Source organism: Marinobacter sp. R17, assembly GCF_003789045.1.
Classification (GTDB): domain Bacteria; phylum Pseudomonadota; class Gammaproteobacteria; order Pseudomonadales; family Oleiphilaceae; genus Marinobacter_A; species Marinobacter_A mangrovi.
In genome coordinates this window covers 28208-54683 of the sequence record NZ_RHGZ01000019.1, presented here as the reverse complement: position 1 = coordinate 54683, position 26476 = coordinate 28208, and the positions used below count along the sequence as shown (strand labels likewise).

The window sequence follows — 26476 nt, the reverse complement described above, 5'->3', positions numbered from 1 at the left end:
GCCATCCCTTGGCTTTTGTTTATCGGTCCCACTGAGGAATTTCAAAATGATCGGCGTTCTAATGCGCCCTTTAACCTGCTTTCTGTTGGGCTTCCATTGTCAGCCCAACCTACGGCGGGTATGCACCAAGGGCTAGGCGAGACGAGAAAGCGCCGGGCAGGGTTCCATCCCTACCCGGCCGACCGGTCGTCACGGACGGGCGACTTCGCTGAGTTTGCCTTCGGAGCATTCCGCCAGCGACTTGATGGCGTCGCCGTCGAAGGCGTCCACGCGGATGACGTCGTACAGGGCGCTGAGCGCTTCGATCAGGGTGTCGCGCTCGTCTTCCCGCACCACGTTTTTCTCGATCGCCCAGTCCACCAGTTCCGAGCGCTGGTGGGCCATCAACATTTCGATGTCCTGCAACTCGTCCGGATCGGTCTTGCGGATGGCTTCGTTGAGACGCTCGCGAGCGTCCCGGCAGGCGTTGGCCATGTTGTAGGCGTGCAGCACGCGGCCCACCGGATCGTCCGGGGTCACCGGCTGGTAGACGCCGCGCACGATGCGCTCGCGGACCGGGGCATCCTTGACGATGGACAGAGCCACCTCTTCACCGAGACGGTCGTCCGGCGCTTTGAGCCAGGCGCCAATCGGGAAGACCAGCAGCTTGAGCGGCCAGCGCAGCGCTGGTACCGGGAAGTTCTCGATCAGTGCCTTCATGGCGTTCTGGAAGTCGTAGAGACACCGCTGCAGTCCCCACTCGACCACCGGACGGTTGTCCTCCGGATAGCCTTCCTCGTGCCATTGCTTGATGATCGCCGAGGCGTAATACAGCGCCACCAGACAATCCGCCATGCGCCCGGAAAGCCGTTGACGAGCCTTCAGGCCGCCGCCGATGGTCAGCAGGGTGACATCGGTGAGCACCGCAAACGCCGACGTGAATCGCGCCAGCTGGCGATAGTAACGCTGCAATCCGCCGCGACCGGGCACCGGCTCCAGCCAGCCATGACTGAGCCCCAGCACGAACGACCGCAGGGCGTTGCGGGTGGTGTGTGCCATGTGGTTGTAGAACACGTCATCAAAGGCGCGAACGGCCTGTTCTTCATCCTCCATGCCGGCGGCTTCGATCTCATCGACAATGTAGGGGTGGCAACGAATGGCCCCCTGGCCGAAGATCATCAGGCTGCGGGTCAGGATGTTGGCCCCTTCCACCGTGATGCCGATGGGCACCGCCTGATAGGCCCGGGCCAGGAAGTTGCGCGGACCGGTGATCACACCGCGCCCGGCCACAACGTCCATGGCGTGGTTGATGACTTTACGCATCAGGTCCGTGTTGCGGTACTTCAGCACCGCAGAGGGAACGGACGGGCGTACGCCCCGATCGAGCATGCCGGAGGTCAGCAGCCGCCCGGCGTCCATCATGTAGGTGTAACCGGCGACGGGCTCTAGCGCCTCCTGTACCCCCTCGAAATGACTGATGGAACGGCCGAATTGTTCGCGAATGCCGGCGTAGGCACCGGTGGTGAGACAGGCCAGCTTACCGGCCCCCGTGCCCAGCGCCGGCAGCGAAATCGAGCGGCCGATGGACAGGCATTCGAGCAACATCGTCCAGCCCCGGCCGACCATACCTTCGCCGCCGATCACCTGGGTCAGGGGGATAAAGACGTCTTCGCCCCACGTCGGACCGTTCATAAAGACCGTGTTCATGGGCAGGTGGCGAGCGCCGTGATTCACGCCTTCAAGATCGTGAGGGATCATGACGCAGGTGACGCCCAGATCTTCCTCACCGCCCATCAGGCCGTCCGGGTCGTAGACCTTGATCGCCAGACCAATGAGCGTCGCCACCGGCGCCAGCGTGATGTAGCGCTTGTTCCAGGTGACCTTGAGCCCCAGCACCTCTTCGCCTTTCCACTGACCGCGGCAGACGATGCCCTTGTCGGGAATCGCCCCGGCGTCGGAGCCGGCGACCGGCGAGGTCAGCGCGAAACACGGCACCTCCTCACCTTTTGCCAGACGCGGCAGGTAATACTGTTTTTGCTCGTCGGTGCCGTAATGCATCAGCAGCTCACCGGGCCCCAATGAGTTGGGCACCATGACCGTGACCGCGGCCGAGACACTGCGGGTCGACACCTTCATCACGATTTCCGAGTGGGCGGTCGCGGAGAACCCCTTGCCGCCGTATTCCTCGGGAATCACCAGCCCGAAGAAGCCTTCCTTCTTGATGAACTCCCAAGCTTCCTGTGGCAGGTCATAGAGTTCGTTCGTGATCTTCCAGTCATCCAGCATGCCGCAAAGCGTTTCCACCGGGCCGTCGACAAACGCCTGCTCGGCCTGATTGAGATGGGCATGTGGCGCATCCATTAATTTGTCCCACTCCGGGCGACCGGAAAACAACTCGCCATCCCAGTCCACGCTCCCGGATTTAAGCGCTTCCGCCTCGGTGTCCGACAGCGACGGCAAGCGATCGCGAACCCAGCCCAGTAAAGGCCGGCTCAACCGATTGCGACGCAAACCACCGGGGAAAACGAGTATCAGCGCGAAGGCCAGCAACACACCGCCGATCAGGATGCTGAGGACATGCCAGTCATCCTCGAACATGCCAAACAGGGTGGCGAGCGTCATGACAACGCCCGCGACGGTGCCGCCAACACCAAAGTAAAGCAGGACTAACGCACTGATCAGAAGAAACAGGACACTCATGCAGGCTCCTCCATTTACCGACACGGTAGAGTGAACCGGCTCATCTCCTGACCAGCGCCCGATTTTTCCGCAAAAGGGGGCTGGTCAGGTGCCGGACGCGAACACTATGATCACAAAATCGTGGAAGACTCAAACTAAGGAACAACGCCGGTCAGTGACGACAAACCGGCCGGTTCCCCATCATATGCGTCAAAAGGACCGAACTGGATGACTTCAAGCAAATCGGATGCACTGTTTACCGCCCGGATCACCCACGGCGACCTCGACGCCATTGAAGTCAGGCATCCCCGTTTTTCGGCCCGTATTTTCCTGCAAGGCGCCCACCTCACCCACTTTGCCCCCACGGGCGAGGACAACTGGCTCTGGATGAGTCCGGATGCCACCTTCGAGCAGGGCCGCGCCATTCGCGGCGGCATCCCGGTTTGCTGGCCCTGGTTTGGCGACGCCCGGCGCAACCCGGAACCGGTCGCGAACCGGGCACAAACGGATAAAGCGCACGGCTTTGCCCGCACCCACGCGTGGACCCTGGCCGATATCCACGAATCGGAACAGGATGTGGAAATCAGCCTCATGCTGGATGCCGCCAACTGTGGCGATATCGGCAGCCCCTGGCCGCTGCGGGCCCGGATGACCTTCCGCTTCAATGCCGAGCACTGCCAGATCCTGCTGACAACGCACAACACGGGCTCAACGCCGGTGGAGTACACCGAAGCCCTGCACACCTATTTTCCGACTGCGGACGTGACTCACAGTTTCCTGAGCGGTCTGGAGCAGACTCACTACATCGATACCCTCCACGACTGGCAGGAAATCCTGGAATCCGGCGACGTCCGCTTTCGGGGTGAGACGGATCGGATCTACCAGCGAGGCGGCCCCATTCTGGTGCATACACCCAGGCACGTTACCCGTATTGAAACCCAGGGGAGCGAGTCGACCGTGGTCTGGAATCCCGGTCCGGAGAAGGCCAAACGGCTGTCGGACTTCCCGGATGACGCCTGGAAAACCATGCTGTGCGTCGAAACCGCCAATGCATGGCCTCACTTTATCCGTTTAATGAACGGCGAGAGCCACACCACGGAATTGGTGCTGTCACGGTGCTAGAACACCGTTCCAAAACAACAGGGGCACGTATCCTGCACTGTTACGGACAGCCGACAACGAGAATACCAACCAGGAAGCGCTGATGAGTCTGAGATCGTTCATCAAGGAAAAAGTCGTTCCGCAATCGCTGGAAGACCAGGTCAACCGGATCCGCAAGCCGCTCGGCTCGCTGGGCTACGACCCCTGGGGCTACAACAACGATTCGCTGAAGATCGGTTTCTCGCTGGCCAAGCAGATCTACGAGAAGTATTTCCGGGTGGTGGCCGATGGCGTCGACAACGTGCCGGCCGAAGGTCCGGTGCTGCTGATCGCCAACCACAGCGGGCAATTGCCGATCGACGGCCTGCTGATCGGCACCGCGGTGGCCTCGCGCGAAAGGAACCCGCGGCTGCCCAGGGCCATGATCGAGCGCTTCTTCCCGACGGTGCCCTACCTCGGCAATATCCTGAACCAGATCGGAGCCGTGCTGGGGGACCCGGTGAACTGCGCCAAGATGCTGGCCAACAACGAGGCCATCATCGTGTTCCCGGAAGGCATCCGTGGTTCGGGCAAACTCTACAGCGACCGCTACCAGCTCAAGCGCTTCGGTAACGGCTTCATGCGCTTGGCGATGCAATACAACGCCACCATCGTGCCGGTCGGTGTGGTGGGCTGTGAGGAAACCATTCCCGCCGTGGCCAACGTAAAGCCTCTGGCGAAGGCGCTTGGATTGCCATACGTGCCCCTGGCCGTACCGTTCGTGTTTCCGGCCAAGGTTTATCTCAAGTTCGGCAAACCCATGCACTTCGACAACGCCGACATTCCGGAAGAAAAGGTCACCGAGCGGGTTGAGGTGGTCAAGGCGGAGATCAACGAGTTGATCAATCAGGGATTGAGCGAGAGGAAAAGGCTGTTCTGATGGCGAACGAACGCAAACCACAGATTCTGGTCACCGGTGCCGCTGGCGCCCTGGCCCAGCAGGTCATCAACCGCCTGCGTGACGACTACCAGTTGGTCGCCGTCGATTTCCGGGAGCAGGTCTACCTCGGCGACGACATTCCCAGCTACTGCATCGATTTCAACAAGCGGGTGTTCGAGGACCTATTCCGCCGCTTCCAATTCGAGGGCATCATTCACCTGGGCCGCATCATGTCGAGCCAGGAAACCCGCATGCGGCGATACAACGCCAACGTACTGGGCAGCCAGAAGCTGCTGGATCTGGCGCATAAATACGGTATCCACCGGGTGATCGTGCTCTCCACCTACCACGTCTACGGGGCCAGCGCCTATAACCCCGCGTTGATCGACGAGCAGGCACCGCTCAAGGGGGCCGGCCTGAGCATGGATCTGGTCGACTCCATCGAACTGGAGAACCTGGCCAACATCTACCTGTGGCGCTACCCGGATCTCAACATCACGGTCCTGCGGCCCTGCAACATCGTCGGCCCCGGCGTGCGCAACTCGATCAGTACTCTCCTGGCCAGCCGCCGCGCCCCGGTGCTGGCCGGTTTCTCGCCGATGATGCAGTTCATCCACATCGATGACATGGCAGACGCCATCGTACTCAGCTACCGCAAGCCGGAACGGGGTGTCTTCAACGTCGCGCCGGATGACTGGATCGCCTACCAACACGCCCTCCAGCTCAGTGGCTGCACCCGGGTACCCATTCCCTCGATTCCGCCGGTACTGCCCCGGACCATTGCGCGCCTGCTGAATATGAAGAGCTTCCCCTCGTACCTGATGAGCTTCTTCAAGTATCCGGTGGTGATTGATGGGCGGACGTTCCGCGATACCTTCGGCTTCAAACCCAAGCGGCCGCTGAAGGAGATCTTCCGCTACTATCGGGAAAACAAACATCCGGTTTAAAGCCCCTGCCGGACCCGGTGCGCAACGGCGGGGTGCCTGGAAAGCGGACTTCCCGGCGCCCCAAACCACAGACTGTGTGCATCTGCGACAGAATTGCTTTTATACTGGTCGAAAAACGGGCGCGGCACCGGTGATCGCGGCGCCCTCGTGCTTAGTCAGAGGCTCCTAAACTCACAGGACGAGTACCCATGAGCATCGACTTCAGTCTGGTGAGCCATTCCGCTGCGGCCCTTGCGTACGCGGCCCTGGCCATCCTGGTGGGCTCCAAATACCTGAGGCGCAACACGGATCGGGCGCTCATGCTGGCCGCTATGGTGTCGACCATCTGGGCCACGTCCCTCGTGGCCCAGATGATCTGGAACCAGCCCCCTTTCTTTATCCGCTACCTGCTGGAACTGATTCGCGACGCCGCCTGGGTGGCCGTGCTGTTTGCGCTGATTCGCGACAGCAAGCGCTCTGGCCACATGGCGACTACCCTGCGGCGGGTGCTGGGCACGGCGATCGGCTTGCTGATTCTGTCACTGCTGACCTGCGGCGCTCTTGAATACGCGCTCGGCTGGCAACTGCTGGACGGCAAGACCAAGGTCGTCGGCCAGATTGCCGTGTCCTTGCTAGGCGTCTGCCTGATCGAACAGATCTGGCGTAATTCCCTCTCCTTCGGCCGCTCGAGCATGAAGTACCTGTGCATCGGGATTGGCGGCATCTTCGCCTACGACTTCTTTATGTATTCCGACGCCCTGCTCTTCGGCCAACTGTCGGATTCGTTCTGGAGTGCCCGGGGCGCCGCCAACGCCTTCCTGGCGCCGCTGTTTGCCGTCAACGTCATCAATACCCGCAAACAGCCGGTGGATTTCCAGCTCTCCCGCAATGCCGTGTTCCATGTGGGGGCCATCGCCTTCGCCGGCGCCTACCTGATTTTCGTGGCCATTGGCGGCTATTACGTCCGGACCCTGGGCGGGGACTGGGGCCAAGCGCTGCAGGTCCTGTTCCTGACCGTTTTCCTGGTGCTGTTTACCGCGCTGCTCAGCTCCAGCCGGTTCCGGGCACGGTTGATGATTTTCATCAGCCAGAACTTTTTTGACTACAAGTACGACTACCGGGAAGAGTGGCTGAAAATGACCCAGATTTTCGCCAACCTCACGGAAGATCCCCCATTGCCCGAGCGGGTCGTGCGGATCATGGCCGATCTGGTGGAAAGCAACGCCGGCGCGCTCTGGGTCCGGGATGAAGACGGTAACTACGTGCTGCACACCACGGTCAACCTGACGCCGCCCAGGCACACCATGATCGACCGCGACGCCAACATCGTCAGCTTCTTCAATGAAAAGGAATGGATCATCGACCTGTCGGAATACCACATCGATCCGATCCGCTACGAACTGCTGGAAATACCCGACGCCATCCTCAAGTTCCCCGATGGCTGGCTCGTGATCCCACTGTACCTGGGCGATGAACTCTATGGGGTCTGCCTGGTTGGGTCGCCCTACGCCAAAGTGGAGCTCAACTGGGAAAACTTCGACCTTGTCCGGGTCGTGGCTCGCCAGACCTGTAACGTATTGGCCCAGGCCGATGCCCAGAACCGGCTCTCACGTGCGATGCAGTTCGAGGCGGTATCCAAGGCGTCCGCCTTCATGGTACACGACCTCAAAACCATGATCGCCCAGCTCTCGCTGCTGGTAAAAAACGCGGAAAGGCATCGCGACAACCCCGAATTCATCGACGACATGATCCGCACCACCGAGCATGCGGTGACCAAACTGTCCGGCCTGGTGGACCATATTCGCAAGCCCGCCACGAACGAGATGCCGGTCCAGCCGATCGAACTCGAATCGATGCTGGAAGAGTTGGCGCATCACTATACCCGCAGCGAACCCAAACCCGTTTACCATCCTCCCGGCGAACCGATTTGGGTCCGGGCCGATCCCGAACAGCTGCGCAGCGTCATCGGGCACTTAATCCAGAATGCGCAGGACGCCACCCCACCCACCGGCGAAGTCACCCTGAACCTGAAGAAAGGCTCCGATCACGTGGTGATTTTTATTCAGGATACCGGCGCCGGCATGAACGAGGACTTCATCAAGATGAAGCTGTTCAAGCCGTTCGAGAGCACCAAGGGACTGGCCGGCATGGGCATTGGCGCCTATCAGGCGCGGGAATACGTTCGCCAGATAGGCGGGAACATCGACGTCACCAGCGAACCGGGAGTGGGTTCCTGTTTTTCGGTCCGGCTGCCGCTGGGAAAGCCCGAAATCAAGCGCGGCGATCTCGATGAACCGCCCCAACCGATTGCCGAGAACGCCTGACCGGGGGCCATCGACCTGCTCACAAAACGACCAACAGTTAAATGTTTGTCAAATTTTTGTTCATTCCCTTAATAGGGAGTGCATATCTGTTGATTTCCGTCAAAATACAGCCAGAATCAGTGTTACAGTATGTTAACAGACGGCGCCGAGAATAGCCGTCGGCAGTAAAGAAGAAAGCTCTCAAAGGTGTTCAGGGTTATATCACCCAGCGCCCAACGTCACCGATCAGAAAAAAGGATTTGGTTCTGTCGTGAATAAGCGTTTATTGATTGTCGAAGACGATCCTGGCCTGCAAAGTCAGATGCGCTGGTGCTTCACCGACGATGTTGAAGTGGTCGTCGCCGGCGATCGCGAAGCGGCCCTCACCGCACTGCGTCGATTCGAGCCTCAGGTCGTCACACTTGATCTGGGTCTGCCCCCCGACCCGGGCGGCGCGAAAGAAGGGTTCGCCCTGCTGGACGACATTGTCCGCCTGTCCCCCACCACCAAGGTGGTCGTCGTCACCGGGCGCGAGGACCGGGAGAACGCAGTCCGTGCCATTGGCATGGGTGCCAGCGATTTCTACCAGAAACCGCTGGATCCGGACATTCTCACTTTCGTCGTCAATCGCGCCTTCCGTCTGGCCGAACTGGAACTGGAGAACCGCGAGCTCAGCCAGGGTCGTAACGGCACGTCGATCAAGGGGATCGTGGCCGCCAGCCCTCAAATGCTTTCACTGTGCAGGATGGTCGAAAAAGTGGCTCCGGCCGATGTGACCACATTGATCATCGGTGAAACCGGCACCGGTAAGGAGCTGCTTGCCCGCGCCATTCACGATATGAGTCAGCGGGCGGACCATACCTTCGCGGCCATTAACTGTGCCGCCATTCCGGAAAACCTGCTGGAAAGCGAGTTATTTGGCTTCGAGAAAGGGGCCTTCACCGGCGCCACCCAGAGCAAGAAAGGCAAGATCGAGATGGCCAACGGGGGAACGCTGTTCCTCGACGAAATCGGCGACATGCCCATGCCGCTGCAGGCCAAACTGCTGCGGTTCCTGCAGGAACGGGTCATTGACCGGGTTGGCGCCGTCAACCCGATCCATGTGGACGTGCGCGTGGTGTGTGCGACCCACCGCAACGTGGAAGACCTGGTCTCCAGCGGCGATTTCCGTGAAGACCTCTACTACCGGATCAGTGAAATCACCCTCGACGTCCCCGCCGTGCGTGAACGGGATGGCGATGCCATTGTCATCGCCCAATCGCTTCTCAAGTCGCTGGGGCGGCAGCTGGATCGCCCCAACCTCGGCTTCTCGGAAGATGCCATGCAGGCCATCCAGAGCTACAGCTGGCCCGGGAATGTCCGGGAAATGATCAACAAGATCAAGCGCGCCACCATCATGGCCGAAGGCAAACGCGTCACGGCCAGCGACCTGCAGCTGCGATGCGACGATTTCGTCCATGACGGCAATGTGCTCAACCTGCGTCAGGTCCGCGAGGATGCGGAACGCTCGGCCATCAACCATGCCCTGAAAACCAGCAACTTCAACATGGCTCAGGCCGCCCGGTTACTCGGCATCACCCGCCCCACCCTCTACAACCTGACAGACAAGTATAAAATCGAGACATCACCTGCCGTTTCCGGTGCCTGATCGGCACCGGCGGCATGAAGGACGCCCCGTATCTGGATGACAAGGACCTGACAATGAAGTGGAAGACGTTGTTTCGCATTACCCTGCTGGCAGTCGCCTTTACCTCCCTGCTGACCGGGTGCAGTGACGACAAGGAAGAAATGAGCCAGCAGGAGCTGCAATACCTCAGCCATCTGGATCAGTCCCGTTTTTTCCAGCGTCAGGGTGAACTCAAGGCCAGTACGCTTGAAGCGCGCAGCGCCATCGACCTGAACCCACACAAGGTGGATCCCTATTTCATCATTATCGATAACCTGATCACCGCCGGCGATGCCGTGACCGCGGCGCGTCAGGTCAAGGAAATCGACAAGCAGCTTCAGGAAAAAGGCACCACCGATAACATCCAGAACCGAATCCAGCTCATCCTGGCCAAAACCTTCCTGATGCGCCAGGACAGCGATGCCGCGCTCAAGGCCCTGGACAAGCTGAAATCGCCGGATCGGACCCAGCAGGTCCGGGCTGATTTATTGCGCGGCGACATTCAACTGGCCGCCAGGAACTACCCCAAAGCGCAATCCGCCTACCAGAAGGCATTGGATTCCGACGCCACATCGACCCTGGCACTGATTGGACTGTCCAAGGTGGCGCAGGCCCAGGGCAACGCCGATCTTGCCCGGCAAAAGATCAAGCAAGCGGAAGATGTGGACGCCAACGACCCGGAACTGTGGCTCTGGAAGGCCCAACTGGCCCAGCAACAGAAGCAATGGGAGAAGTCCGAGGAAGCCTACATCCGTGCGCTGGAAGACATCGGCAAGTACGACATCATGACCTACCGGAAGTACACCACGATCTCCTCGCTGGTGAGCGTGCTTCGTGAGGAAGGCAAATCGTCGGAAGCCTTTGTCTACGAGGAAATCCTGGCCAAGTCGGCACCTGGCACCATCAAGAGCAATTTCGACGCCGCGCAGGAAGCCTATCGTAAAGGCGACCTGGAAGGCGCCGCCCGCTACCTGAACGAAGTGCTGAAACAGGCCCCCAACCACGTCCAGAGTTCCATTATGCTGGGCATGATCCGCTTCCAGCAGGGGCGTGTTGAAGAAGCCAAGGAACTGCTTGAGCCGATCAGCCAGATCCAGGACTCCCCGGCTGCAAGTAAACTGCTGGCCGCCACCCAATTACGCCTGCAGCGTCCGGAGGAAGCCCGCAAACTGCTCGAGAATCTGGATGACAAACAGACAGACCCCGGTGTCCTGGCGCTGATCGGCATCGCCCACCTGGCCAGCGGTGATGACGAGGCCGGTCGCAAGTACATTGAGAAAGCACTGGAACTCGACCCGGACAACCACGACCTGCGTCTGCGGTACGCCAACTACCTCGTTGAACAGGGTGATACCGACACCGCCATCGCCCAGGCCGAACAGGTTATGGAAGCGCAACCGGACAATGACCAGGCACGCCAGTTGATCATCAATGCCTATGTCCGGGCCGGCGACACCCAGGCCGCTGAAGAATCCGCCAGCGCCTGGGTCAAGGAACAACCGGACAACATCACGGCACTGCTGGTCAGTGGTGGCCTGGCGGCCCGCGCCGGTGATGCGTCTCAGGCCCGACAGTACTACAACCAGGCGCTGAAACTGTCAGACAGCGACCCTCGCGCCAACAACGCACTGGGTGGCTTGGCCATGAGCCAGGACAACACGGACGAAGCCAGCCGCCAGTTCAAGGCCGCCATCGCCAAGGCGCCGGACAACCGAGCAGCCATTCAAGGCCTGGCCCAGGTCACCTCGCCTGAGCAGCTGCAGGCTTACCTGGCTCAAGTCGCCAAGGACCATCCGGATGCTGTTGCTCCCAGGCTGGCCCTGCTCGAACTGGCCTTGCGCGCCAACAACATCAATCGGGCTGACGAACTGTCTGCCTCCCTGCTTGAGCCGGTCAGTGAGAACGAGCTGTCACCACATACCGGCGCTGTGGCCAACGTTTACGGATCGGTCGCCGGCAACAAGCTGAAAACCGACGACAAGCAGAACGCCCTTGCGATCATGCAACGAGCGCAAGTGCTGTTCCCGGACAACGAAGCCATCGCCCTGCAGACCGCACAGGTCTACTTCGAGATGGACAATGAGAAAGCCGCCCGGGATATCCTCAAGGAAGCCCGACTGAAACACCCGGATTCGCCCCAGCCCTATGTCGTCGAAGCGGCGCATGAAAAGGACAAGAAGCGTTACGGCAAAGCGGCGGATCTCTATGAGCTGGCCCTGGCCAAGGACAACTCACCGCAGCTGACCCTGCTGTTCGTCGAAGCCCTCGGAGAAAGCCAGCAGGAGCTGCGGGCGATCAAGGCGCTGGAAAGCGGCGTCGAAGACCATCCGGGGAACGAGGCCCTGCAAATGCGGCTTGCCATGGCCTATCAAACACGTGGTGATGCCCAGAAAGCCATGGACGCTTACCAGCAAGTCCTGAACACCTCGCCCCGGAATGTGGTGGCCCTGAACAACCTGGCGTGGCTGTACCACGAATCCGGCAAACAGGATGCCCGCCAGCTTGCCGAAAAAGCTTACAACCTCAAACCGGACTCCGCGGCGATTGCCGATACCTACGGCTGGATCCTGTTCCAGCAGGGGGATCACAGCGGTAGCCTGCCCGTACTGGAAAAAGCCTACAAGCTGTCGCCGCAAACCACTGAAATCGCCCAGCATCTTGCGGAAGCCTACAAATCGACAGGACGCCAGGACGAAGCTCAGAAGATACTCTCCAAGCTCTAATGCCGCGTTATGCGACTTGTCGAACGGTTTTACAACGCCGTTCGGCAAGTCAGACGTAACCTTCTGATTTTCCTCTTCGCACACCCCATGGCATGTAAATCGCAGCAATTGTATTCCTCATGACGTTGGCAGGAGGAGGCTCCGCCATGCGTATTCCGACCAATGGACTGGCACTTGCCTTGTCAATGGGAATGCTTTCTGTGGGGGCAAGTGCAACGGTCATCACAGCCACCGACATCGCCTCTGGCTATGGCGGCGGTTTAACCTTCTCCGCCACAGGCGGTGAGCTCGGCACTAAAACAGAACACGGTATAACGGCCGCCGGCGTTGGTGTCGCTGGCGATTCCGGCACCAATGAAATCGGATTGCGGGAAAGCCTGACCGCCAGTTCGTCATCCGGCTTCGTGCTTGGTGGCTTCTCCCTCGCCTTTCTCTACGACGGCCCGGAATTCGGAGACGTCGAAGAGATTGCCCGGATTACCGCCACCTTCCTGGATGGCAGCTCCAGCGTTGCCGTACTGAAGAATGTCTACCTCAATCCAGGCGATGATTTCGTCTCGCTGACCATCGACGGCGATTCAAGCATGCCTCCGCTGGCGGCCAGCACCGCAGTCTTCGGCTCGCCGGGAACGGTGGATGTCGGCGCTATTTTCGGGAAGAACCTGATCGGTTCGCTGACCTTTGACGCACTCTACTCGAACACGTGCGGCACCGGTAAATGCAATAACCAGAGCGACTTCTCGATCTTCCAGATTATCTCGGTACCCGAGCCCGCCAGTCTGGCGCTGTTCGCTCTCGGGCTGGGCGGCCTTCTTACGTTCCGAAGACGCCGTTGACCTGAAGTTAAAAGCGGAACGGCCCGCCTTGCGCGGGCCCGTCTCCCCTATTGTCCGGGCAAATGTTTGCTCATCATTTAAACGAATAACATCCCTCTCTAAAGATCAAAAGATTCCTAAATCCACGTGGCAGGGCCTTTCTGCGGGAACGATACTTTGTGTAACTCACTCTCCTGACGCCAGAACTCCGTCAAGGTCACAGTGATGGGTTCAGCGTCCCTGGTGGGTTCGCCACAAGGCGCGGGACGCCGGAATGGCCATCCCCATGCCAAGTTTGTACTCGATTCGGGTGACGACTTATGCATAACGCAAAGGTTTTGCTGATAGGTAGCACCATCTTATTTATCCACGGTTGCCAGATGTGGCCCTCCCAGTTCGGCGAACTCCCGCCACCCGCGGCCTTGCCGGCAACCAGTGAGCCAGGGAAAGTGCAGTTCAGGATCTGGACCGGAATCACAGGGTCTGATGTCTCCGACCTGACCAGCATCGACGCCTATCCCGACAACCCCAACACCACCAAAGAGTTGACGTCCCTGGACAATCCCGGAGGCCTTGGGAATTACTACGGCAGTTTGGTGCGGGGTTACATTGAGCCCCCGACCAATGGCGAATACACCTTTTATGTTTCGGGTGACGATGAGACCCAATTCTTGTTCAGCACCAACGAATCGCCTTCCAATGCTGAAATCATTGCGTCAGTGCCGAACTACACCACCCCGTACAACTACACCAAGTACTCGTCCCAAACGTCTGGCACACAAGTACTCGAAGGGGGAAAGCGCTACTACTTTGAAATCCGCCACAAACAGGGTTCAGGTGGTGAGCATTTCGCCGTAGCCTGGTCTGGGCCGGGCATTTCCCAGGAAGTCATCTCCGGCGATTATCTATACAGTGAAGGCCAATCCGGTAACTATGAGAATCAGTCCTCTGCCGAGGCCTATACACTCGGGTATCGGGTTGGTTATTTCGACAGCACCCAGGGGCTTTCCTTCAACCCCGAGTTCCCACCACTTGATAACGATTCAGACGGCCTCTACGACAACTGGGAGACCGTCAATGGCCTAGATCCATCCAACTCCAACGACGCTGACACCGACCCCGACGGCGACTTCCTGACCGCCGCCGACGAGTTCCTGATCGGCACCAAGGAAAACAACGCCGACACCGACGGTGACGGCATTCCGGATGGCCAGGAGTTCGCTTATAACCTGGATCCGCTCAATGGCAGCGACGCTGCCCGGGATGCGGATGGGGATGGTTACTCAAACTTGCAGGAATATCAGGCTGGTACAGATCCAAACAACAGCGACGAAGCCCCCGTAGAGGAAACACCAACTAGCGCAACAGTTTCTGGATTTGTCGGTCAATACTTTGAAGGTACCGATTTCAATAATTTCGTAGGTTATCGAGTCGATGGGACCATCGACTTCGACTGGGGGCGTAATGCCCCTATGAACGGCGTTCCTTCCGATGCGTTCAGTATTCGTTGGACTGGCCAGTTCACCGCACCACATTCCAGCGGCGCAAGAGACTATCAATTCGTTGCCCGAACCAATGACGGCGTTCGCGTCTATCTTAATGGCGAAAAGGTGATTGAAGACTGGTCTGGTCATTCGGCTACAACTTACACCTATACACGAAGTATCAGTGCCGGTGAGACCGTACCGATTACTATGGAATACTACGAGGGAACGGGAAGTGCCGTTGCTCAACTCAACATCGTTGACACGACCAATAACAGTGATGTTGCCATTACTCAGACGGTGACCGCGCCCGACCCTACAGCGTCGGGCGACCAGGACAGCGATTCCGATGGTATTCCCGATAGCTGGGAAGTAGCGCACGGCCTGAACGCCTGGGTAAACGACGCTTCAGCCGTATCAAATACCAGTGGTGTCTCTAATCTGGATGCTTACCAAAGCGATCTTGACCCCTGGACGCTGGAGTCAACATCAGCCGGCACCGGAGGAGGTAGCACAGAGCCTGAACCGACACAACCGCCGACCACAACGGGCAACGTCACCCTGTCCTGGACTGCACCCTCCACTCGCCTGGATGGTTCATCCATCGCGCTGAGCGAAATTGATCATTACGTCATCAATTACGGCCAGGAGTCCGGCAATCTCGGGCAGACCCAGAACGTCGACGCAGGCACCACGAGCTACACCTTCGACGGTTTGGCCAGCGGCACCTGGTACTTTACGGTTCAGACGGTTGATAGCAGTGATCGAATCAGCCCGCCCTCAGAGGAAGTGTCTCAGGAGGTTCAGTGAGAACGGATCACTTCTGTTCGAGATAGACGTTATCGAGGTACTCTTGCGCCCGGGCCCTTATCCCGGGCGCAATGCTATTTAAAGCAGCCTGCCCATCACAGTCGCCGCAACGAACCCCCAGAACCAGCAACGATGCATCGTTACGGCGGTTGAACGCGCCCGGCAACTGAGCCAGCTTGGCCTGCAACTCCGCCGTTTCCCAGCGTCCCTCGACGTAGTATGCATAGGCCAGATAGATCGGCGTCGGATCGCTGTGGGACTTGATCGCCACGCCTGCCATGGGCTCGCCCTGCTCAAGACCAACAGTGAAGGCCTGATTCGGCAGGAACGCCTCACCATCGTAGATATGGTTGCCATACTGGATGACCTCAGCGCCTTGTCTCTGATAGTCGTAACTGTAGAGACCGACAAAATAATGCGGCGGCTGGCTATCCTCATCCGACGTCTCAAGTGTCTGTCTTGGAACGTAGGTCTGCTCGAATGAACGGTCCGGACGCTCCATGATCGGGTGCCAACGCGACAGCCCGTTGTTGAACAGCGGCAACCATTCGGCCGCATCCAGCGGGCTCAATCCACGGTAATTCTGATGCAGGTTCATATTGCTGGCCCTCGACGCTTCGCCCGGCCAGAAGGCAACGGCCAGCAGCAGCATGGGGACAACGGTCGTGGACACACCGACCAGTGCGGAAGTTCCACCAGCGCGCCCAGCTTGAACCGTCGCTGATGCCTCCGGATCAACCGTCGACTCCCGTTTTTCCAACCAGCGCGCAAACAGAAAAACGGGTACCAGCGTCGCCGCAAACACCCACCAACCAAAGGTATCGTGATGATTGACCAGTGACGACGTCATGTTGGTTACATAGCCGGTGTGGATAATGACGAAAACACGAACCCAGTTGGCGACCAAAGCGAGTACGGCACCAAAACAGATCAGACTGATACGGGCCCGAAACGTGACCAGATTGAGTTCGCTGTAAAGGAACGTCAGCGTGAGCCCGACAAGAAGATAGCGAAGACCTGAGCAACCATGGGCAATCTCAAAAGCCCCCACGCCCGGGAAATAGACGAACACGCCTTCCACGACAAAGTTGATACCAAGCTGCGCCAGTACGAGCTGATTCACCGCCACCGTGATCAGCTGCAGCGACCAGGCGAGGTAGTCCCAGAAAGGGATCGCAAACACGATCAATCCGATCGGGATCAGGAGCGGAATCGTCTGTCGCCACCCCCACTGAACCAGCAGGCCCGAGAACAAAATCGGCAGAAGCATGATTTGCTGTACGGCTTCTATCCGAAGCATGCCGCCAATGGCATACAACGCTGTCGACAGTGCTAACGGAAGAAGCCATGGCCAGTAAAAGCCAGAGCGGGGACGCACCTTTCGCAGTTTCTGGACCGTCAGATAAAGGCACACGGCCAACAGGATCAGACCATGGGAGTAGGCCTCATCCCATTTGACCCAGCGTTCGGCGATATCCGCGAGAATGGGGAACGTACCGGCAATGAAAGCGATCAAGAAAACGACCGGAGACCAGATGCTGATGCGTGACAATGAGTTCCCTCGATCCATGTTTAACATCCCGGTTCATCAACATTGAGACGAAAGCCCCGACAGTCAGCCCCGGGCCCAAAGATTCACTGTGCTTAAGGCTTTTTTACCGCGGTTGTTTCAGTCGGTAAAGCCATTTATAGAACGGTGACCGGACGAGCATCAAAGACACCAGCTCAACCTGATCTGTCGCAATATGCTGCTTATAATTACTGTTTTTGCCCTGCCCTGCCAATAAGTCGAACACATCGTTGCCCGGTTCCCGGAAAGCCTGTTCGATGGCGTAGCCCAGGTGCAAGGACCCCAGAGCCAGTTTCCGATGATAATTCTCCAGAAAACCCGACTGCAGGTTGTAGACACAGCTCCCGAACCTGACGTTATAGAGTACTGAAACCGGCCGGTTACTCACCGACAGCACAGACAGATCCGGTGCACCGCCCTCGTCCTCAATCCCATCAAGAAATCGCCGGTGAAACAGCAGGCTGTCCCGACCGAAGCACGGCGTTCCCCAACGTTCGATATGGAATTCGTTCAACCGTTCAAAGAAAGCCACCGGGTCCCGACTCCAGTCATTTCTGACCGTAATATCGCCCAGAGATTCCAGCACTTTCCGGCGATTGAAAAAGCGAAGACGGGTACTGCGCCCCAATCCGGCCAGATAATGCTCGAAGCGGCCATCCGTCCGGACCTGATAGGCGGTGTCGTTTGCGACCTCGCGCACATCCAGACGCATTTCAGACGCCAGTTTCAGAAGGGCACGGTGATCCGGGGCGTTACGAATCAGATCCCGGAAGACAGCCTCAGACCACGTCGTCTGACGGCAGGCCTCCAGGGCGTCAGAACTCCCGACACCTGAGATACCCGATAGCCCCAGACCGTTGTACTCGGTCCGCGGAGTGGACATTCGGCGGTAGTTGGTTCCCACAAACTGCAGGCAGCGGATAGGTAGCACACCACGGAACCGATACTCATCCGTGTACATGCCTGACCGGCCGCCACCGCCGTGGCTCGCCAACTCGAATTCCGGAGTGCCCCCCCATACAGACCACCAGGCATCCTGCCAGGCTGAGGACTGGAAAAGGGTCATTGGAAGGCGCCATCCTGCGTCATGGGGGAAAGAATTCCTTGTCGAAAAACCTTACAGAGCTGTAATTTTCGCAGCTCGAAACCGGAGGTTATCACACTGTAAACCTTACGTGATTAGCCTGTCTGGCATTTTATATGCGAAGCAGCCCGGGAGGAGTCTTGACCTGTCTGGAGGCTTTGAATTCATGAAACAACTACTCGGCACATCCATATTGGCAGCCGGATACGGCTCAAAAGCAGGCCGGTTCTATAAGCCCAAACAATCCATAGCTCGCTGGCTATTGATGCCTCTTCTACTTGCATTGGCATTTGCGGCCAATGCCGTTCCTTCACTACAGGTCAGCTCGTTTCCGGATCGAGCGGCACCGGTCACCTTGCAGGGCTCACAACTGTCGGGCATGGCCTACATTTTCACCTCGACCGAGTCCGGGATCCGAAAAGTTGATTTTTACCTTGATGCCCCACCTCCCGCGACTCCTAGAAAAACCGAACTTGTGAGCCCCTACGATTTCAACGGAACAGCGCCGAACGACACTGCTTATCCTTTTGACACAACCACGATTAACGATGGTCAGCATAGTGTATACGCCCGAGTCACCTATAGTTCCGGCGCGACCGAACTGCTTTCGGCCGCTTTCATCGTCGACAACGCCTCACCCGCATTTGAATTCTCGACCGACGTTCTAACATTTACGGCCGCAGAAGGTGATACCAGCAACCAGGTTGCTTCAGTCACACTCGACACATCGAGCGGGACAAGTGCTGATTTCTCCATAAGCGACAACGCAAACTGGCTGTCTGTCAGTCCCTCATCCGGTACGGTTCCAGAAAATCTGAACATCACCGTGTCACCGGATGGCCTCGCCGCCGGTTCTTACAGTGCCGTGATCGCCGCCTCCGGCAGCAATGCGGCAAGTGACGAGATCGTCGTCAGTCTTGAGATAACTCCGGCAGCCGGTGGTGACTACAGCCTGTTGGTGAGCACCAGTCCGAATCGCAGTAACGCCTCCTCTTTACAGGGATCGCAGGTAGCCGGTGACATTTTCATTTTTGTACCCGATGACTCAACCATCAGCCGAGTTCAGTTCTACCTCGATAATCCAACAAAAACAGGAGGAGCACGCCAAACTGAAAGTCTTGCACCTTATGACTTCGCGGGCACCACGCCGTCTGATCTAGCCTACCCTTTCGATAGCACGACTGTCTCAGATGGCAGCCACACCATCACTGCTGTCGTCAGGGATTCCGAGGGCGTCAATCATGAAACAACGGTTTTCTTCGATGTATTGAATAACGCCGAAGCCCTGACGTTCTCTACATCAAGTCTCGCAGGATCACGCCACGTCGACGACAATACGGTGCTCGAACAGACGGTCCAGCTCAACAGCAGTGACAACTCCGGGGCGACTTTTTCGCTAACGTCCAACGCTTCGTGGCTCAGCGCGGCTGGCGATTCGGGCAGCACGCCAGCGCAAATCACCGTGACCGCATCCCCGGCCGGCCTCGCAGTGGGGACCTACACCGGCACGGTGACAGCATCCGCAAATGGCTATGAATCTGCCACATTGGCCTACACCCTCAGCATCACAGATGATCCAAATGGTTTGGTGGCTACCCCTTCCAGCCTGTCATTCAGCGGCGCCCCCGACTCACCGATAGCGTCACAGGCCGTAGATATCTCGCACTCAATGAGCGAGACCCATGACTTCACCGTCAGCACCAACATGGCATGGCTCAACGCCTCACCAACAACCGGCACCACACCGGAAGTGATCCAAGTGGGCGTGGATTCAACCGGTATGGCTGCCGGCAATTATTCCGCAACAGTCACCATCACTGCGGCGGGTTTTCCCGACGTGGACATTCCGGTCACACTTTCTCTATCCAGTAGCGGAAACTGCGCGCCCATCAGTTGCTCCGATGTGCGCGTTTCACTGCCGTATCAGATTAGCTTCACGGAGAGCCAGGGCTACTTGACGGATCGAAACGGTCTTGGCACCGGATTCACCTGGATTGACAAACCGGCCTCGGGCAACGGCTTCATTCCAGAAAATCTCGAAATGAATTTCCTCGAGGGGGTACTGCGTCTGACCACAACCTCCGGCATTCAATACGCAGGTAATAACTCCCTGGAAAACGCACTTGGAGTCGGATTTGCGGCACCTAACCAGATTACGCGAATCAGTGCGCAACTTCTGGATGTGCCGGCAGGAAGCGGTAATTACGAACAGGCGGGATTGTGGTTCGGTACGGATCAGGACAATTACATCAAACTGGTCGCACTATCCGATCCCAATGGCCCCCGCGTCCATTACTTGATGGAGGTCGGCGGCCAAACCGTGAACGAGAGAAATATCTCGGTCAGTAATCTGCCGGGCCGGGATGTCACATTCACCATGATTGTTAACCCGTACTCTCGAACCGTCGAACTGCGTTATCAATTAGATGGCGGGACCAGTATACAGGCCGTGACACTGACCCCACCTGATGAATTCTTCAGCTTTGACGCCGCGGGAATTGATCCTGAAATAGGAACCCGCAGCTTTGCCGGCATATTCGGGACCCATCGCTACGCGCCGACCCCCGTCGTCTACAAATTTGACGACTTCACTCTCGAAGCCGGCGGGACTCCGCTTTCTCCAGAGACCGGTATCGAATTCCTGCGCAACAGCTACAGCCTGGACTACCCTACCTCGATGGTTTGGGGACCGGATAACCGCCTCTACGTTACGCAGTTGTTCGGCAGCATTAAGGCTCTGACGTTTGACGAGGATTACAATCTCGTTGATACCCAAACAATTACAGCCCTTCAGGACGCGCTCGGCCCTAGGCTCACGCTTGGCATTACCGTGGGTCCAGATTCAACAGCAAGCAACATTGATCTGTGGCTGGCCCATTCCAGCCCTTCTGTAGACGATGGCGAGCCGAATTCAGGCATGATTACACGCCTCTCAGGCCCTAACTTCAGCCAGGTCGACAACGTCATTACCGGATTGCCACGGGCGAAAGCCAATCACTCGATAAACTCGCTGCACTTCGGTTCAGACAACCGACTGTACATCGCAGCCGCCGGCAATACGGGAGCCGGCGCTCCCAACAATTCCAATTCAGAATTCGGAGACATGCAGGAGCAGCCCTTGAGTGCCGCTATACTGGTTGCGGATGTTTTTGCAGCGGGCTTCGATGGCAGCTGCGCAAACACAAGTGATATTTTTGGACCACCGCCTTGCGACGTACAAACCTATGCAACCGGGCTGCGTAATAGCTATGACTTCGTCTTCCACAGCAACGGTCAAATGTACGCCACCGATAACGGCCTGGGAGTGACAGGAACCTTCCCCCCCTCCCCGGAACCGCCATGCCTCGGATTCGGTAGCACGGCAAGCTACCTGACAGGCGGCGACAACCCTGGAGAGCAGCCTGATATTCTCCACCTCATCGAAGAAGGCAAATATTACGGGCATCCAAACCCGTACCGAGACGAATGTGTATTCAAGGATGGGTCGTTCCAGGGTGTCGCCCCACTCCCGAATTACGTCGATCCCTTCTTCATACTCGGGGATCACAAGTCTGCCAATGCCATCATTGAATATAGCGGCGCCACAGGCTGCGTTGGTGAATTCCTGAACAATCAGCTACTGATCACTGACTATTCAATTGGTGACGACATTTATCGAGTTCTCCTCAATGACACCGGACTGCAAGCCGTTGAAGGCGCACCTTTGGTCAGTGGCTTTAACGACCCACTGCCCATGACGCAATCACCCGACGGCGTGTTATTTGTTGGTGAGTTTGGTGGCGGGAAGCTCACGGTACTGACACCGGAAAGTCTGGGCTGCTGGGACACGCCCAGCCCACTTCCGGCTCCGGTTCTTGACGCCGCTGGCGCCAGCATCAATAGCCTTGTGTATGTCGTTGGAGGCAAAAACAGCACCGGACACCTGAACACCCTTCGCATCTACAATCCGGCCAGTAATAGCTGGAGCACCGGAGCCCCCCTGCCCGGGGAAGGTGTCGAAAACCCGGCAGTCGTCGTCCTTGGCGGTCAGCTCTATGTTTTTGGTGGCTCAACGGCTCCGTTCTCCGGCGCGGTGAGCAACGCAGCCGTCTATAGCCCCGGCAGCAACAGCTGGACGCCACTGACGGATATGCCGACAGCTCGCGGCGGAGCGACAGCACAGGCGATGAATGGGCTTATCTACGTCATCGGTGGTATGAACAGTCAGGGAAGCTCATTGAACACCGTCGAAATCTTCAATCCCTCAACCGGCAATTGGCAAACCGGCCCGGCCCTCAACGTGCGGCGTGACAACCCGGTATCGGCTCTGCTTGAGGGCAAGGTCTACGTGTTCGGCGGGCGTGAGCGCAATGCAGACGGCTCAGAGCCCAACAGCACTCTAGTTTCCGTGGAAATGCTGACCGGGCCATCGGCTTCCTGGGCTCTCCAGACACCGATGCCCACAGGGCGTCGCGCAATGGCCGTTGGCACCCTGAATGGCAGGGCCCAAATAATGGGTGGAGAGTACAATCCGGAATCGTCGTCAGGCGTCTTCGAGAATAACGAGGAGTATGATCCACTCACGAACACCTGGCGGCCACTGACGAAAGTCCCGACACCCAAGCATGGCGCGGCTTCGGCCACAATTAATGGCCAAGTACTCGTCATCGGCGGCGGTGTGACCACCGGGGACTCCTACACCACTTCCGTTGAGTCCATGCGTTTCTGACGCCTCAGCCCCCTGCGTCGCCGGTTAAAACTGGCGGCGCAGGGCAAACCTCACAATCCTGGGCATTCGCCCAAAAACCCGGTTCTTACGCAGTAGTCGATGGGATATACTGGAATTGATCTATCCAGGCTCGCTTTATCGACTGCAGGGAAGCCAATGCATCGAATATCCATCATTATTCCGGCCTTCAATTCCCAGGACTATATTGCCGAAACGATCGATTCAATCCTTGAGCAAAGTTTCAATGATTTTGAAGTCCTGATTGTGGATGATGGATCGACCGACAAAACGGCTGACATCATCGGCGGCTTCGACGACCCCAGGATCCGTTATTTCTATCAAGACAACAGCGGACGCCCGTCTATCCCGAGGAACAGAGCCATTCGAGAAGCCCAGGGTGATGTCATTTTCATCTTTGACTCCGATGACCTGATGTTACCCAATAAGCTCCGGGACACCCTGACCGCGCTCGACAGCCAACCGACCGCGGGCATGGTTTTTACCGGATTTGCCTGCATCGATGAAGCTGGTGAAGTCATCAATTCCGACTTCCTGGCGCCCTACGAAACGCTTCAGCGGTTGACCAAAATAAAAATCAGTGATGACGCGTGGCTTATCGAGTCAAAAACCGCATTGCAGGGTCTCGCCCGTTCCAATTACGTGGGCACATCCGGCGTCGCGATCCGGCGTGACGTCTTCGACAAAGTCGGACTGTTTGACGAAGACGTTCGCAATGCCGATGACTTCATCATGTGGCAAGCCATAGCCAGTCAGTTCGACCTGATCTACCTGCCCGCGATCTATCACCAATACCGAGTACGTTCGGGCAGCATTTCACTCAGAAGCATCGAGGAGCGCGCGCCCAGCATCATCAAGGCGATCGACAAGATGAAGAGTTTTCACCAGCACGACCAAACCTCACTCGCCATACTGGATGGCAAGATCGCTCGCTACTACCACGAAATGGGCTACTCCTATTTCAAGCAATACCAGTTGGGAAAAGCTCGACAGGCCTTTCGGAGTGCAAGGCGTATAAAGCCAAACAACGACTCCCTTTTTTACATGCTAATGAGCTACCTTCCTGCACCCGCTATCCAATGGCTCAAAAAAATAAAGCCACAGAATCGATAATCACGTGTCTACTGCCACTACCCTGCTAAAAGGTTCCGTAACCCGCGTATCGCAGACGTTCGTATCGATCGCGGTCGCCTTCTTCATGATGCCCTTCCTGATCCACAAACTCGGGGATCATTGGTATGGTATCTGGACGATCATCGGGAGTCTCGCCGCCGCCTACCACCTCTTCGATATGGGAATGGCAACGGCAGTTACACGATATGCCAGTCGCTACCTCAAACTTGAGGATCATGAACAAGCCAACCAGGTTATCAATACCGCCCTTGCGATCTACCTGACTATTGCCGGTGTCATTGCTCTGGCCAGCATCGGCATCAGTTTCGGAAGCCGACTTTTTTTTGACACCGGCACCGATAAGGACATCATCCAACTCCTGGTCCTGATCATTGGCTTCTCCGTGGCGCTGGAATTCCCGTTCAACGCGTTGGCGGGCGTGGCAGGCGCCCGATTGCGATTCCATCAAGTCGCTTTAGCCAGAATCGCCACCACGTTGATTGGTGCCGCGCTGACGTTTTGGTTCATCAGCCAAGGCTACGGCGTCGTCGCCCTGGCGATCATTACCTTTTTTACCGCACGGGTGTCCAACCTGCTCTACTACGTGATCTGCCGAAGAGCGTTCCCACAACTAAGGTTCAATCGGCGCTATCTGTCACGTCCCATGGGCAAAGAGCTCTTTCAGTACAGTGCGTGGTCATTCGCGATCGCTATCGCCTACCAGTTGCGGAACAACGTCGATAACTTCGTCATCGCAGGTTTTATGTCCGCGGCCGCTGTAACCCCCTACGCTATAGGCGTCCGTCTTGTTGATTATCTCGCCCAGTTTTTGAGCCAGGCAACCAACATGTTCGTGCCGGTATTCACCGGCTACCATGCCAGCGGCGAACAAGAGGAGATGAACAGCAAGATGTTGTTTGTCACACGCATCAACCTAGTTCTGGCCATGGTTGCTGGAGGCGGACTGGCGATCTTCGGGCAGGCCTTTATAGATCGATGGATGGGAGCAGACTACCAGATCGCCTACTGGGTGATGGTGATATTACTGGTTGGAAGAATGATCGGTTTTGCCAATCACCCCCTGAACTCGGCAATGTATGCGATGAACAGGCACCGGGTTATTGCAAAACTGGATATGATTGAGGTGGCGTGCAATCTAACCCTCAGCATCATTTTTGTTCAGTTTTTTGGCCTAATCGGCGTCGCTTTTGGAACGATGATCCCGCTACTCATATTAAGAATTGCCTTTTTGCCAGCGCTTGCATGCAAAGAGTTGGGTATCCCGATGAGCCGGTATTACATGAGTTTGGCCCGACCCATACTTATAATGTTGCCAGTCAACGCAATCGCCTATTACTTCGTCGCGTTGACGGGAGATCTGACCGACTACTTATCCATATTCAGCTTTGCTGCGGTCGTGGCCACGATCACAACCGTCATTGGCGTCAAGCTAAGTTTCACCACCAATGAGAAAGAATTATTGAGAACCCTCATACCCCATGGAAGACTAAAGGCGTTGCTCTAATGCGTAATATTTATCTCTCTAAAATCAGCATAAAATCGACATGACAGACAGCGAGGTAACGAGCGCTATGGAACTCCCATTGGTCACAGTCATCATTCCAGCGTTCAATGCCGAAGACTACCTGGATGAAACCCTTTCAAGTATCGAAGCACAGACTTACCCCAACATAGAAATAATCGTTGTGGACGACGGATCTACTGACTCCACTCCTGAAATCGTCAATGGTCACACCTCTAGAGTTCGTTATATTCGACAAGATAACAGTGGTAGCTGTTCAGCTCCAAGGAACTTGGGACTCCGCCACGCAGCAGGGGAATTCATAACCTTTTTCGACGCGGATGATATTATGCTGCCGCACAAAGTCGAGCACCAAGTTGAACAGTTCTTCAGTTATCCAGAAGCCGTTTTTGTAACGAGCAATTATCGCAACTTCACAGAAAACGAAAAATCAGCGGATCACTTCTCTTCCTGTCCTTTAATCGCCGAAAAATGTCTCGAAATCGGACCCGGCCCCTTCCTTCTTCCTTCACAAAGTTGCCGGAATATACTCTTAGAAGAAAATTTTACAATTGCTTCCTCGCCTCTATTCCGAAGAAGCTTAGTTTTTAATGAAGGAGGCTTCGACGAGTCGCTTCGCGCATGCGAAGATTTTCATCTTATATATCGAATAGCTATGAAGGGGCCTGTTGTTGTTCTCCCCGAAGTGGCTTTTGAAAGACGATTACACGATTTGAACATGAGCGGCGACCCTGAAAGGATGATGTCCAATTTTTTACTAAGTAGAATGGATTTAATTCATCAAGAAACCGAACAAATATTTCGGAAAAAATTAAAAAAATTAGTTAGGCACATGAAAAGAGAGCTTCAGACCCAGCTCATCAGGAAAGGAAAGCTAAAAGCCGCCGTTTCGCTCTACGGCCAAACCTTTCCTCCCTGCAGTCGAAAGGAAATTAAGCACGACGTTTTCCAGGGGACGAAAATTGTATTAACCGCCCTCAAATTTAGAGACGTAGAGCAACCTGAATCAGTTCAAAACTAAGAGCATGGCGGCCA

At 56.9% G+C, this 26476-nt stretch carries 15 protein-coding genes; 12 read left to right on the top strand and 3 right to left on the bottom strand.

Going from position 1 to position 26476, the window contains the following annotated elements; translation table 11 throughout:
* Positions 1-189 precede the first annotated feature (189 nt).
* Complete coding sequence (locus tag EB809_RS14000; protein WP_123635453.1) at positions 190-2679, bottom strand: acyl-CoA dehydrogenase; 2490 nt, start codon at positions 2677-2679, stop codon at positions 190-192.
* A gap of 207 nt (positions 2680-2886) precedes the next feature.
* On the opposite strand from EB809_RS14000, the gene EB809_RS13995 reads away from it, so the two are divergent.
* The 8 genes from EB809_RS13995 to EB809_RS13960 all read left to right on the top strand — a co-directional run bounded on the left by EB809_RS13995 (position 2887) and on the right by EB809_RS13960 (position 15405).
* Positions 2887-3780, top strand: a complete 894-nt coding sequence (locus EB809_RS13995; RefSeq protein WP_123635452.1) for a D-hexose-6-phosphate mutarotase — start codon at positions 2887-2889, stop codon at positions 3778-3780.
* An 82-nt stretch (positions 3781-3862) separates the two neighbouring features.
* On the top strand, positions 3863-4678 hold the full coding sequence (locus tag EB809_RS13990; RefSeq protein ID WP_123635451.1) for a lysophospholipid acyltransferase family protein: 816 nt from the start codon (positions 3863-3865) through the stop codon (positions 4676-4678).
* On the top strand, positions 4678-5625 hold the full coding sequence (locus tag EB809_RS13985; protein ID WP_123635450.1) for an SDR family oxidoreductase: 948 nt from the start codon (positions 4678-4680) through the stop codon (positions 5623-5625). Before EB809_RS13990 ends, EB809_RS13985 begins: the two co-directional genes overlap by 1 nt.
* Before the next feature lie 188 nt (positions 5626-5813).
* Positions 5814-7928, top strand: a complete 2115-nt coding sequence (prsK, locus tag EB809_RS13980) for an XrtA/PEP-CTERM system histidine kinase PrsK (RefSeq protein WP_123635449.1) — start codon at positions 5814-5816, stop codon at positions 7926-7928.
* A gap of 250 nt (positions 7929-8178) precedes the next feature.
* Positions 8179-9555, top strand: a complete 1377-nt coding sequence (prsR, locus tag EB809_RS13975) for a PEP-CTERM-box response regulator transcription factor (protein WP_123635448.1) — start codon at positions 8179-8181, stop codon at positions 9553-9555.
* Positions 9556-9569: 14 nt separating this feature from the next.
* Positions 9570-12296 (top strand): tetratricopeptide repeat protein, encoded by a 2727-nt coding sequence (locus EB809_RS13970; protein ID WP_223807969.1) that lies wholly within the window; start codon positions 9570-9572, stop codon positions 12294-12296.
* A gap of 146 nt (positions 12297-12442) precedes the next feature.
* On the top strand, positions 12443-13132 hold the full coding sequence (locus tag EB809_RS13965; RefSeq protein ID WP_190294911.1) for a PEP-CTERM sorting domain-containing protein: 690 nt from the start codon (positions 12443-12445) through the stop codon (positions 13130-13132).
* 299 nt (positions 13133-13431) lie between these two features.
* Positions 13432-15405, top strand: a complete 1974-nt coding sequence (locus tag EB809_RS13960; RefSeq protein ID WP_123635446.1) for a PA14 domain-containing protein — start codon at positions 13432-13434, stop codon at positions 15403-15405.
* Positions 15406-15412: 7 nt separating this feature from the next.
* Here EB809_RS13960 and xrt read toward each other — a convergent pair whose 3' ends face one another.
* Together xrt and EB809_RS20970 are read right to left on the bottom strand one after the other, a co-directional pair.
* The gene (gene xrt / locus EB809_RS13955) at positions 15413-16975 is read right to left on the bottom strand and encodes an exosortase (RefSeq protein ID WP_190294910.1); all 1563 of its coding nucleotides are present in this window, start codon (positions 16973-16975) and stop codon (positions 15413-15415) included.
* Between the two features lie 85 nt (positions 16976-17060).
* On the bottom strand, positions 17061-17687 hold the full coding sequence (locus tag EB809_RS20970) for a GNAT family N-acetyltransferase (protein ID WP_190294909.1): 627 nt from the start codon (positions 17685-17687) through the stop codon (positions 17061-17063).
* A 538-nt stretch (positions 17688-18225) separates the two neighbouring features.
* Between EB809_RS20970 and EB809_RS13945 the strand changes: the two genes are divergently transcribed.
* The 4 genes from EB809_RS13945 to EB809_RS13930 all read left to right on the top strand — a co-directional run bounded on the left by EB809_RS13945 (position 18226) and on the right by EB809_RS13930 (position 26462).
* Positions 18226-22767 (top strand): kelch repeat-containing protein, encoded by a 4542-nt coding sequence (locus tag EB809_RS13945; protein ID WP_190294908.1) that lies wholly within the window; start codon positions 18226-18228, stop codon positions 22765-22767.
* A 156-nt stretch (positions 22768-22923) separates the two neighbouring features.
* Positions 22924-23898, top strand: coding sequence for a glycosyltransferase family 2 protein (locus EB809_RS13940; RefSeq protein ID WP_190294907.1), 975 nt, complete (start codon positions 22924-22926; stop codon positions 23896-23898).
* Positions 23899-23902: 4 nt separating this feature from the next.
* Positions 23903-25423 carry a lipopolysaccharide biosynthesis protein gene (locus EB809_RS13935; protein WP_123635441.1) on the top strand — a complete coding sequence of 507 codons (1521 nt, stop codon included), beginning with the start codon at positions 23903-23905 and terminating at the stop codon, positions 25421-25423.
* Positions 25424-25463: 40 nt separating this feature from the next.
* A complete protein-coding gene (locus EB809_RS13930) occupies positions 25464-26462 on the top strand; it encodes a glycosyltransferase family 2 protein (protein ID WP_123635440.1) in 999 nt (332 codons plus the stop codon).
* Positions 26463-26476: the final 14 nt, after the last annotated feature.